This is a genomic window from Bacteroides salyersiae, from assembly GCF_031172035.1.
Lineage (GTDB): Bacteria > Bacteroidota > Bacteroidia > Bacteroidales > Bacteroidaceae > Bacteroides > Bacteroides salyersiae.
On sequence record NZ_CP133452.1, the window covers coordinates 5,097,376 to 5,111,265 of the forward strand.

The 13,890-nt window shown below is 41.1% G+C and carries 5 protein-coding genes and 1 riboswitch; all 5 genes read left to right on the forward strand.

Annotation, left to right across the window (positions count from 1 at the left end; translation table 11 throughout):
* Positions 1-171: 171 nt before the first annotated feature.
* The 5 genes from RB604_RS19620 (at position 172) to RB604_RS19640 (ending at position 13,792) form a co-directional block, all read left to right on the forward strand.
* Entirely contained in the window at positions 172-2,481 is a 2,310-nt protein-coding gene (locus RB604_RS19620) for a family 65 glycosyl hydrolase domain-containing protein (RefSeq protein ID WP_055295753.1), read from the forward strand.
* 107 nt (positions 2,482-2,588) lie between these two features.
* On the forward strand, positions 2,589-3,641 hold the full coding sequence (locus tag RB604_RS19625) for an efflux RND transporter periplasmic adaptor subunit (protein ID WP_007481502.1): 1,053 nt from the start codon (positions 2,589-2,591) through the stop codon (positions 3,639-3,641).
* A 250-nt stretch (positions 3,642-3,891) separates the two neighbouring features.
* Positions 3,892-6,969 carry an efflux RND transporter permease subunit gene (locus RB604_RS19630; protein WP_055295756.1) on the forward strand — a complete coding sequence of 1,026 codons (3,078 nt, stop codon included), beginning with the start codon at positions 3,892-3,894 and terminating at the stop codon, positions 6,967-6,969.
* Positions 6,970-6,998: 29 nt separating this feature from the next.
* Positions 6,999-8,273 carry a TolC family protein gene (locus RB604_RS19635; protein ID WP_055295758.1) on the forward strand — a complete coding sequence of 425 codons (1,275 nt, stop codon included), beginning with the start codon at positions 6,999-7,001 and terminating at the stop codon, positions 8,271-8,273.
* A gap of 266 nt (positions 8,274-8,539) precedes the next feature.
* Positions 8,540-8,752, forward strand: a riboswitch (cobalamin riboswitch).
* Between the two features lie 453 nt (positions 8,753-9,205).
* The gene (locus tag RB604_RS19640) at positions 9,206-13,792 is read left to right on the forward strand and encodes a leucine-rich repeat protein (RefSeq protein WP_309007042.1); all 4,587 of its coding nucleotides are present in this window, start codon (positions 9,206-9,208) and stop codon (positions 13,790-13,792) included.
* Positions 13,793-13,890: the final 98 nt, after the last annotated feature.

A 13,890-nucleotide genomic window follows, 5' to 3' on the forward strand; every position in this document is an offset into this window, starting at 1 on the left:
AGCGCTATATATACTACAAAGGGCATGAAGGGGCATATTTTAACCGCAATCTTCATGCCCTTTGTAGTATATAAAGTAAAATATATAATAAGATTTCGATCTTCGGCACACTATTCTAATACATTTTTTGTATCTTTCCCGCACCAACATAATTATTAGAGATAGAATGCCATGAAAAAATTTCTCAAGACCGACGAATGGAATATCATAGAAGAAGGCTTTCACGCAGATAAACTACGTGCTTCGGAAAGTATATTCAGCTTAGGAAACGGAAGATTCGGACAACGGGGTAATTTTGAAGAAACTTATAGTAGTGACAGTCTACAAGGTTCTTATGTGGCAGGCATCAGCTTTTTAGACCGTACAAGAGTGGGATGGTGGAAAAACGGATATCCACATTTCTTTTCGCGTATTCCGAACGCTCCCGACTGGAGTGGAATTTATTTAAGGCTGATCGATGAAGAAGTAGACCTTTCGCAATGGGACATAAAGCAATTCGAACGAAAGCTCGACATGAAAGAGGGTATTTCCTATCGTGACTTTGAAGTGACCTCTCCCAAAGGAAACACATTGAAAATACATGTGGAGCACATCAACAGCATGGCTAATCAAAATTTATGCCTTATCAAATATAGCGTGACTTCCGTAAATTATGAAGGCAAAGTTTCAATCGTTCCTTATATCAATGGAGATGTAAAACACGAGACATCCAATTTCAATGAAAAAATGTGGAACATACTCCGTGCGGAAACAACCAACGAACATGCCTATCTATGGACACAAACCAAACGGGAAGATTCACAGGTCTGTTGTGCCCTGACTTATCAACTCTTCAAAAACAGTAAAGAAATAAACACCAGTCCCATAAAAATAGAAAAGGAAAAACTGACCGGTTTTAGTGCAGGTGCCGATGTAAAACCCGGTGAACGGATCACTCTCATCAAATATACCGCTATCCTTTCCTCTCTCTATTACGACCGCTCGGAACTTGTGGAACAGGCTGTAACCGAAAGTAAAAATGCCAAGAGCCAAGGATGGAAAAAACTCTTGCAAGACCACCGGGAAGTATGGCAAAATATCTGGGATGAAATGGACGTAACCATTGACGGCGACCCCGAAGCACAGCAGGGTATCCGATTCAATATCTTCCAACTCAACCAGAGCTATCGCGGAGACGATCCCCGCCTCAACATCGGACCGAAAGGATTCACGGGCGAAAAATACGGAGGAAACACACAATGGAATACGGAGCTTTGCTGTATCCCTTTCTTCCTGCTCTCCAGCCCGAAAGAAACAGCCAAAAACCTCCTGCTCTACCGCTATAACCAACTCCCGAAAGCCATAGAGAATGGCCGGAAATTAGGTTTCAAAAATGGTGCGGCCCTCTATCCTATGGTAACCTTCAACGGAGAAGAATGCCATAACGAATGGGAAATTACCTTCGAGGAGATACATCGCAATAACATCATCGTACATGAAATTATGCAATACGCGGTGATGACAGGTCATAACGATTTCATTGCCCGCTACGGACTGGAAATGATGATAGCCATTTCCCGGTTTTGGAGTCAACGCGTCTCTTTTTCACAACCGAAGCAAAAATACGTGATACTGGGTGTCACCGGACCCAATGAGTATGAAAACAATGTAGACAATAATTGGTATACCAACTACTCGTGTGTACAGACCCTAAAATCTACCATAGAATCTTTGGAACTGGTAGCTCATCAATATCCCGACGAGTACGCACGTGTCCGCAGGATTACCGATTTTCAATATGCCGAAACTTCTTATTGGCAGGAGATCATAGACAGAATGTATCTGCCGGAAGACAAAGAATTAGGAATATTTGTACAAAACGACGGTTATCTCGACAAAGAGCTGAAAACCATAGACGATATTCCGTCGGAAGAGCGCCCCGTCAATCAACACTGGTCATGGGATCGTATTTTACGTTCCTGTTATATCAAGCAAAGCGACGTTTTACTGGGATTGTATCTGTATTATACTAATTTTGATGATGAAACCGTGCGCCGTAACTTCCGGTTTTATGAACCACGGACATTGCATGAATCTTCACTGTCTCCCTATGTACACTCTATCTTAGCTTCACGGATAGGTGACATCAACAAGGCCTACAACCTTTTTCTTCATGCTACCCGACTGGATCTCGACGACTACAACAATGAACTTAGCCAAGGACTGCACATCACCAGTATGGCAGGCAGCTGGCTTGCCATCGTTCACGGCTTCTCCGGAATGCAGGTAAAAAACAATATGCTTTGCTTTAACCCCATCATTCCCGACAAGTGGAATAAATACACATTCAAAATAAATTTCCGTGGATGTACACTACAGGTAGAGATCGGAAAAAACGAAATAAAAATCTCTATGACAGAAGGAGATGAATTGAACATACTTGTTTATGAAGTTGTTTATCATGCCAATAGGGGTAAAGAGTTAATTATTAGAAGAAATTAATCGCTAATTATTCTCAATAAGCAGACTTGGAAACCATTATAAGTTTTCAAGCTCTATGTCTTTGCACCTCAATAAGTAAGACAAACGACTCTTAATCAATAAAAAGTATGAATAAGAACTATGTAATTGTCTTGTCATTCAGTTTGTTTCTAACTGCATGCGGGCAAAAGAAGGAGGACAAAGAAGCTATTATCCGGCCTGTCAAAACAGCTATTGTAGAATCACGATCGGAAATTAAAAAAGACTTTTCAGGCATTGTAGAAGCTGTAGATTATGTAAAACTCGCATTCCGCGTGAGTGGACAAATCATCAACCTACCGGTTATTGAAGGAGAAAAAGTAAAGAAAGGGCAACTGATTGCCGCCATCGATCCCAGAGACATCGCGTTGCAATATGCCGCGGACAAATCGGCATACGAGACAGCTGCCGCCCAAGTAGAACGCAACAAACGCCTGTTGGCACGCCAGGCCATCTCACTTCAAGAATATGAAATAAGTCTATCGAACTATCAGAAAGCTAAATCTGCATTCGAATTATCATCCAACAATATGCGTGATACGAAGCTGACCGCCCCTTTTGACGGCTCTATCGAAACGCGATTGGTAGAAAATTATCAGCGCGTAAACTCCGGCGAAGGCATCGTACAACTGGTTAATACTAAAAAGTTACGTATCAAGTTCACAATTCCGGATGCTTATCTATATTTGCTGCGTTCCAACGATCAAAAGTTCCAAGTAGAATTCGATACTTATAGAGGACAAGCCTTCAATGCCAAGCTGGAGGAATACTTGGATATATCTACCGACGGAACAGGAATACCGGTGACCATCACCATTGACGACCCGGCCTTCAACCGTGCTTTATACGATGTAAAACCGGGATTCACTTGTAGCATCCGATTCTCAGCCAATGTAGGTCCTTTCTTGGAAGAAAGTATGACTGTAGTTCCGTTAAGTGCCATATTTGGCGAAAGTAACGGAAAAAAAATGTATGTCTGGGTATTGAACGGCAATCAAGTAAACCGCCGTGAAGTGAGCGTTATGTCTCCCACCGGAGAAGCACAAGCCTTTATTACCAAAGGACTAAAGGCCGGTGAAAAAGTCATCATTGCGGGAGTTAACCAATTGGTAGAGGGAGAAACGGTGAAAATTGTGAATTAGTGATTAAGTAGTTAAGTAGGCAAGTAGTTAAGTAGTTAAGTAGCAAGTAGTTAAGTAGTTAAGTAGCAAGTAGTTAAGTAGTTAAGTAGCAAGTAGCTATGCAGCATATAAAAAAATAAGTAAAACTTTAAACTGGTAAACAAATTCTTGACTACTTACTACCGACTATCTACTACCAGCTACTTACTACCAACTACTTACTACTTAACTACTTGACTACTTAACTACTAAATAATAACTACTGAATAATATGAATTTAGCAAAATACTCATTAGATAATACCAAGGTAATTTATTTCTTCCTTGCAGTGTTGCTCCTCGGAGGGATTTTCTCTTTCAGCAATCTGGGAAAAAAAGAAGATGCACCTTTCGTCATTAAATCGGCGGTCATCATGACACGCTATCCGGGAGCCGAACCCGCTGAGGTGGAACGGCTCATTACAGAACCTATCTCACGCGAGATACAAAGTATGAGCGGAGTATATAAAATAAAATCCGAGTCGATGTATGGCATCTCAAAGATAACCTTTGAGTTGCAACCTTCCTTGGCCGCCTCTTCTATTCCACAGAAATGGGACGAACTAAGACGAAAAGTACTCAACATACAACCCCAACTTCCCAATGGCGCATCCGTTCCTACGGTATCCGATGACTTCGGTGACGTATTCGGTATCTACTATGGACTGACTGCCGACGACGGATTCACCTATGAAGAGATGCGCGACTGGGCAGAACGCATTAAAACACAGGTGGTCACTGCCAACGGTGTCATGAAGGTGGCCCTCTTCGGTGTACAGACAGAAGTAATCAATATCTTTATTTCCGTAAACAAACTGGTAGGTATGGGTATCGACCCTAAACAACTGGCTTCCTTGCTGCAATCTCAAAACCAGATTATCAACACCGGAGAAATACAAGCCGGCGAACAACAATTGCGTGTAGTTGCCAACGGAATGTACAGCACTGTAAACGATATACGCAATCAGGTGATAACCACCAAAGCGGGACAAGTGAAGCTTGGTGATATTGCCGTCATTGAAGAAGGATATATGGAACCAGCCTCCACCATCATGCGCGTCAACGGAAAGCGTGCTATCGGCATCGGTGTATCCACCGACCCACAACGCGACGTAGTGCAAACAGGAGAAATGGTAGATACCAAACTGGCCGAACTTCTACCCCTGATGCCTGTGGGTATGCAACTGGAACCACTCTACCTGGAGAATGTCATTGCCAAAAATGCAAACAACGGATTCATCATCAATCTGATAGAATCCATACTTATCGTGATCGTGATTATCATGCTGGTGATGGGACTGCGTGCGGGATTGCTCATCGGCTCCTCACTGATCTTCTCTATCGGCGGCACATTACTTATCATGTCTTTCTTCGGAGTAGGATTAAACCGGACTTCCTTGGCCGGATTTATTATCGCCATGGGTATGCTGGTGGATAATGCCATCGTAGTGACAGACAACGCACAAATAGCCATTGCCCGAGGAATAGACCGTCGCAAAGCGCTCATCAACGGAGCCACCGGTCCGCAATGGGGACTATTAGGAGCTACATTCATTGCCATCTGCTCTTTCCTTCCCCTATATCTGGCTCCCTCATCAGTGGCAGAAATCGTAAAGCCGTTGTTTATCGTCCTTGCTATCTCACTGGGACTTAGCTGGATATTGGCATTGACACAAACCACCACATTCGGTAATTTCATCTTGAAAGCAAAAACAACCACCGGTGCCAAAGACCCGTATGACAAACCTTTCTATCATAAATTCGCCTCTGTCCTGCATGTGCTCATTCGTAAGAAAGTACTGACGATCGGTTCTATGGTGGTTCTGTTCATCATTTCATTGGTAGTAATGGGAATGATGCCCCAAAACTTCTTCCCTTCTCTCGATAAACCCTATTACCGTGCAGATATTTTCTACCCCGATGGTTACAACATCAACGAAGTGGCCAAAGAGATGAAAACCGTTGAAGCACATCTACTGGCACAACCGGAAGTAGACAAGGTATCCATTACCTTCGGAAGCACTCCGTTGCGTTACTATCTGGCCTCCACCTCTGTTGGTCCGAAGCCCAATTTCTGCAACATACTGGTAGAACTTAAGGATAGTAAATACACCAAAGCGCAAGAAGAAAACTTCGATGCATACATGAAAGCGAACTATCCGAATGCCATTACGCGTACCAGTCTTTTCAAATTATCGCCCGCCGTAGATGCCGCTATCGAAATCGGTTTTATCGGCAACAATGTCGATACGCTGGTAATGCTCACCAGCAAAGCTCTGGAAATAATGCACCGCAATCCCGATCTGATCAACATACGCAATTCTTGGGGAAACAAGATTCCGGTATGGAAACCGATATACAGCCCGGAACGCGCACAACCATTGGGAGTATCCCGTCAAGGAATGGCACAAAGCATCCAGATCGGCACCAATGGCATGACTTTGGGTGAATATCGCAAAGGCGACCAGGTATTACCTATCCTGCTGAAAGGAAATACAGTAATCGACTCGTTCAAAATAAACGACCTGCGCACACTACCCGTATTCGGAACCGGCACGGAAACCACCAGTCTGGAGCAAGTAGTATCGGATTTTGATTTTCAATACCGCTTCTCGAATGTGAAGGACTATAACCGTCAGATGGTAATGATGGCCCAATGCGATCCTCGACGCGGAATAAACGCCATTGCTGCCTTCAACCAAGTATGGTCGCAGGTGCAAAAAGAGATACAAGTGCCCGAAGGCTACACCATGAAATATTTCGGAGAACAGGAAAGCCAAGTAGAATCCAACGAAGCATTAGCCAAAAACATGCCGTTGACATTCTTCCTGATGTTCACCGTATTGCTGTTATTGTTCAAGACCTACCGCAAGCCGATCGTCATTTTATTAATGCTGCCGCTTATCTTCATCGGTATCGTGCTTGGATTATTACTGCTCGGCAAGTCCTTCGACTTCTTCGCCATTCTCGGTTTACTGGGATTGATCGGCATGAACATTAAAAATGCCATCGTGCTGGTCGATCAGATCGATATTGAAACAAAATCCGGAAAAGCACCGTTGGATGCGGTAGTCAGTGCTACCGTCAGCCGTATCGTCCCGGTAGCAATGGCATCGGGAACCACTATTCTGGGTATGTTGCCATTACTGTTCGATGCCATGTTCGGCGGCATGGCAGCTACTATTATGGGCGGCCTGCTCGTAGCCTCGGCTTTGACATTATTTGTACTTCCGGTAGCCTATTGCGCTATTCACAGAATAAAAGGAGACCTTCCTGCACAAAACGGAATGACAGACAATGAGAATAAATAATAAAATAGAAATGATAAATAGACATTAAGATGATGAGAATTCAGATATTAATACTTGCACTGCTGTGCTACGGAATAGATGCCACAGCACAGCAGGCACATCTCAGTCGTGAAGCCTATCGCGACCGGGTGGAAAACTATAGCCAGATACTAAAGCAACAACAGTTGAAAAGCGTGGCAAGCATGGAAGGACGCAAAATTGCTTTTACCGGATTCCTGCCACAAGTGGATATTACAGGCGAAGGCACCTTGAATCTGAAAGAAATGGATGCATGGGACGGTCCGGCAGGACAATACCGTAACCATACTTATCAGGGGGTATTTGTTGTAGCACAGCCATTGTATACCGGTGGCGCCTTACGGGCCCAAAACAAAATAGCGCAAGCGGATGAAAAATTAGACAGGCTGAATGCTGAACTCACTTTGGATCAGATACACTATCAGAGCGATGCCGTATATTGGAACGCTGCTGCCAGTCGCGCCATGCTGGAAGCCGCCGCCCGGTATGAAGAAATAGTAAAACAACAGTTCGACATCATACAAGACCGTTTCAATGACGGCATGATCAGCCGTACAGACCTGTTAATGATCTCTACCCGTAAAAAGGAAGCCGAGCTACAATACATCAAAGCGCGTCAGAATTATACGTTAGCATTGCAGAAACTGAACATATTAATGGGCGAAGATCCGAATGCACCGGTAGACAGCCTGTGTGCCATCGGAGTGATCTGCGAACCGGTAACGCTTATGAACCTGGATGACGTATTACAACGCCGCGCCGACTACGCAAGTACGGAAGTCAACATACAGAAAAGTGAAGCACAACGAAAAGCCGCCCTCAGCCAGTACAATCCTCAAATAAACATGTTCCTCACCGGCGGTTGGGCTACGGCATCGCCCAATATGGGCTACGATGTCTCTTTCACCCCCATTCTCGGCATGAACGTAAATATTCCCATCTTCCGTTGGGGAGCACGCTTCAAGGCCAACCGCCAACAAAAAGCTTATATAGGCATACAAAAGTTACAGCAGAGCTACGTGACAGATAATATCAACGAAGAACTTTCTGCCACCCTCACCAAATTGACGGAAACGGAACATCAAGTAACCACTGCACAAGAAACCATGGAACTGGCAGAGGAGAACCTCGACCTGGCTACTTTTTCTTATAATGAAGGAAAAGCAAGCATGGTAGATGTGCTTTCGGCGCAACTTTCGTGGACGCAAGCCCATTCTAACCTTATCAATGCACATCTTGCAGCCAAAATGGCAGTAGCCGAATACCGAAAAGTAATCAGTGAATAAAAAGGTATACAGTGCCAATCAGTTTCAAATAGCTTGAAACGATCCGTTCCAACATAATAAAACCATTCGTTTCAATTAGATGGAACCATGAGTTTCAATTAGATGGAACGATTCGTTCCAATAAGTTGAAACAGAATAAGGTATTCTGTACTTTCATGTTTGATAGTTACTCTGTTTTCAAATCAACAGAATAACTACCAAACATTACTGTCGCATACATCTATTAAAAAAATATCTGTTTTTTTCTCTCTATTACTTAATAAATTTCTAACTTTGCCGCGCATTGGTTCATTTTTCCCAAGCATTCAGAAAAATGATTAAAAGGGAATCAGGTGAGAATCCTGAACAGTCCCGTTGCTGTATGTTTCATAAAAGCGTGATGAACACTACCTCATGCCACTGAGAGGCTTCTAAGCCGATTGGGAAGGCGTTTATTCACGGAAACGAGTCAGAAGACCTGCCATGCAACATGTTCAATAGCTTTCGAGGACGAGCTATGAATCCACTGATTTGTACACAAAAAGTTGTGTACAGAAAAGGTTATTCATACATATTGGTACTCTTTGAAGCTATTTGATGGAAAAGTAACTATCAAATAGAAATATTAATGGGAAAAACTATGTTCCAACGTTTCCTATGTGTAGTAGGAATGTGTAGTTTGCTTTTGCCTGTGGAGGCACAAAGCAGTAAAAACTTACGAGGTATAAATAAAGCAACAAATAATCGGAATATTGTTTTTAGATTATAACCTATGTGATAAATTCTTACGCCTGTAAATCTTGAACAAAAGAAACATTTTTATTTTAATATTAAACTATGATAAAATGAGAAAAATTTACTCTTTAATTCTTTTACTGTTTGTCACATGGCAGGTTTCTGCCCAAGTTTCAGTACAGGGTCAACCTCACCCTGTCGCAAAACAGTTAGTACCAATGAAAGCTATTGCAGAAGGTACTTTTACAATGGAAATGATTGAAAATTGGACTGGCGAAGGTGAAAATAAAGCCGCATTAGCTATCCAATGGAATGCAGAAGGAGAAACTAATGCTTTAGTATGGGGATATCGTTGGGATGGTGAAGCTACAGGAGAGAAAATGATCAGAGATATTGCAGCTGCTGATCCACGTTTTTTCTGTATGACAGAAACCGGAACAGCATATGGTTCCACAATTGCAGGTCTCGGATATGATGTTAACAAAAGTGGCGACTTTGCCGTTCAAAAAGATGGAAAAATTTACTATCCGGACGAAGAGGGCGTAATATTCACCGGAGGTTATGGATATGACGGTTTCACTTGCCTTGACCCAGAAGATTATTGGCAATCAGGCTGGTATCAAGGATATTGGTCTTATTGGCTAAAAAGTTCAGATGAAAGTGCCTGGGGCTACAGTGGTGTAGGCGCCACAGGCAGAAAATTAACAGACGGTTGTTGGGATGGATGGAATTTTGCTGTTAACATGAGTTCTCAACCATGGAAAGAAATGGCCCCTGCTGCTAAAAACGGCCCCACAGCACCATCAATAAAAATTCAACCTGAAAGTATTGTTGTTTCACCTGGTGAATCAGCAACCTTTGCTCCCGAATTTAAAGGAGATACTCTTGTTTATCAATGGTATAAAAATGAAATAGCAATACCTGATGCAAAAACTCCTCATTACACAATTCCGTCAGTTACAGTTGAAGATGCAGGTTCTTACTATTGCATTGTTAAGAATATCCTTGATGAAATCTCCACTGATACCGTAACTTTGACTGTAGGAAATAAAAACATAACTGCTATTCCTGGAAGCGAACCTAATACCGCAATAGTCACCTATGATGATTCATATATAACCTATTCCGGATTACTGACAATTCCTTCTACGATCAAACTTAATGGTAGTGATTACTCCATCATAGGCATTGATAATATGGCTTTTAAAGGATGCAACAAATTAACTTCTATAATCCTTCCGGACAATCTGACTACTTTAGGAGAAAAAGCTTTCAGCGGTTGCACAGCATTATCATCAATTATATTGCCTAACGAAGTAGAACAAATCGGAGATGAAACCTTTAGTGGATGTTCTGCCCTTACATCCATTACTGTAAATGATAAATTAAAAAGTATCGGACGAGCAGCTTTTGAAAATTGTATAGCATTAACAGACATCATTCTCCCTGACAATGTAGAAACCATCGGTTCTTCAACATTTAAGAATTGCGAAAAACTATCTTCTGTTATTTTAGGAAACTCAATAACAGAGTTAGGCGATTCTACTTTCCTTGGATGTAGTACACTAAAAAATATCATATTGCCATCCTCACTTCAAAAGATAGGGGTTCGTTCATTCAACGGATGTTCATCATTAATCAATGTAGAATTAGGTCATATCAACTCTATCGGAGACGTAGCATTCAACGGCTGTACAGCATTAACATCGATAACTTTCCCTAATAATCTTACTTCTATCGGAAACTATGCATTCTCAGGTTGTACTGAGCTTTCTTCCATTACTTTTGAGGAAGAAAAATTAAACCAATCCACATTGGAATTATCATCAATGACTATTGGGAACTATGCATTTGAAGGATGTACCAAAATAAATACACTGACAATACCTGATAAAGTAACTACTCTCGGTAACTATGCGTTCAACAAATGCGAAGCTCTAACATCCGTTTCATTCGGAAACGGACTTGTGTCCATCGGAAATTACGCTTTTGGAGATTGCAAAAAACTAACGACTGTAACATTCGGTACATCTCTTGAAACAATCGGTGAACGGGCATTCTCAAATACACAATTACCCTCGCTCACCCTACCCTCTACAACCAAAATTATTGGCGATTGGGCTTTCTATGGTTGTCCGTTAAATAGTATCGAATTTAATAACGGTCTACAAACAATCGGTAGCCGGGCATTTTATGGAGTTTCGGTAGAAAGTCTGAATATTCCTAATAGTGTTACCAGTTTAGGAAGTTATGCATTCAGCAACTGCAAAAATTTAAGTTCAGTAGTTCTCGGTACTGGTATTACTAAAATTGAAGATTATACTTTCAATTCATGTTCATCGCTAAGTAATATCGAATGTCCTTCAGTAACAGAAATAGGAGCAAGCGCTTTCGCTTCATGTTCTATATTGAAAGACATCCCCTTAAACGAAAACATTACAACATTGGGAAACGGAGCATTCAAAAGCTGCAAAGCTATTACATCAGTAACAGTACCCAATAGTGTAACCGATATGGGCACCAGCATTTTCGACGGCTGCACGGAACTTTTATCCGCAACACTTGGTACCGGAGTTTTCAGTGTTCCTAATTATACTTTCAATAATTGCTCCAAATTAGCAACAATTGTGTTATCTGAGAACATTACATCAATTGGACAATATGCATTCCAAAATTGTACATCTTTAGCTGCACTTCCTTTAACCGCTAATATCACTCAAATTAATAATTATGCATTTAAAGGGTGTACCAAACTAACATCAATAGAAGTACCTGACCAAATTACATCATTAGGAACCTATGTATTCCAAAACTGTACCGGAATAACTCATGCAAAGATAGGTTCAGGAATAACTACATTATCCAACTATACATTTTATGGATGCTCTAATCTGGAAAAAGTCGAGCTTTCAGAAAAAATCACGAGTATAGGTAGTTATGCATTCTATAATTGTCAAGGACTAAAGATACTCCCCATCACAAATGCAATTACTACTATTGGTGCAAATGCATTTTATGGCTGTAAGGGATTAACATCTGCTGTTCTTTCCGACAACATTACATCTTTAGGAGGTTCCGCTTTCTATAATTGTTCCTCTCTGGAAGAAGTAACTTTAGGAAGCGGTATCACTAAACTTGAAAGCAGTTTATTCCGTAACAATTCTCAATTGAAGAAAGTAGTAGCAAATGGTATAATTACATCCCTTGCAACCTATACATTCAATGGTTGTTCCGCCTTAGAATGCATCTATATCAAATCTGAATCTGTGCCGACAGCGAGTAGTAACACATTTACCAATGTACCGGAAACCTGTATAATTTTTGTTCCAGAAACATCTGTCAATGCTTATAAAGAAGCTAACTATTGGAAGAACTTTATCATCTCCCCATGGCTCTCCAGCCTTGAAATAGTATCAACTACACCGTCTATGGACTTCGGGAATGGAGAAGAAGCAAATATTGACAAGGACACAAAAACTTTCACTATTACATTCAACCGTAATATCGTAGAGAAAGACAACATCTCTGCCACATTAAAGTTTGAAGACGAATTGGTGAATGATCAGGTACTGACTGTATCATATGCAGATAATGTTCTGACTCTGAACAGAGAAGGAGAAAGATTGCCTGCCGGTAAATACACACTGGTATTAACGACTTCCGAATCTGTATTGAATATTACATTCAATGTAGAACCATGGTTACCTGAACTGGAAATAGTATCAACCACACCGTCTATGGACTTCGGGAATGGAGAAGAAGCAAATATTGACAAGGATACAAAAACTTTCACTATTACATTCAACCGTAATATCGTAGAGGAAGACAATATCTCTGCTACATTAAAGCTTGAGGACGAAGTGGTGAATGATCAGGTACTGACTGCATCATATGCAGATAATGTTCTGACTCTGAACAGAGAAGGAGAAAGATTGCCTGCCGGTAAATACACACTGGTATTAACGACTTCCGAATCTGTATTGAATATTACATTCAATGTAGAACCATGGTTACCTGAACTGGAAATAGTATCAACTACACCGTCTATGGACTTCGGGAATGGAGAAGAAGCAAATATTGACAAGGATACAAAAACTTTCACTATTACATTCAACCGTAATATCGTAGAGGAAGACAACATCTCTGCTACATTAAAGTTTGAGGACGAAGTGGTGAATGACCAGGTACTGACTGCATCATATGCAGATAATGTTCTGACTCTGAACAGAGAAGGAGAAAGATTGTCTGCCGGTAAATACACACTGGTATTAACGACTTCCGAATCTGTATTGAATATTACATTCAATGTAGAACCATGGTTACCTGAACTGGAAATAGTATCAACTACACCGTCTATGGACTTCGGGAATGGAGAAGAAGCAAATATTGACAAGGATACAAAAACTTTCACTATTACATTCAACCGTAATATCGTAGAGGAAGACAACATCTCTGCTACATTAAAGTTTGAGGACGAAGTGGTGAATGACCAGGTACTGACTGCATCATATGCAGATAATGTTCTGACTCTGAACAGAGAAGGAGAAAGATTGTCTGCCGGTAAATACACACTGGTATTAACGACTTCCGAATCTGTATTGAATATTACATTCAATGTAATAAATGGTGGTGTCGGCATAGAAAATCAGTCATCTGAAAAAATAGTTCATACAAAAGAGTATTATACAATAAATGGCACAGCTTTACCACAACCCATACCAGGCTTTAATATTATCAAAATCACCTATGAGGACGGTACAGTTGAGGTATCCAAAATATATATAAGGTCTTCGGTTAACCAATAACGAGCAGTTTATTATATAAGATACCAAGTAAATTTTAAATAAAATCTAAAATCTTTGTTCTTCGAAGTTATCACTTCTTAGAACAAAGATTTTTTACA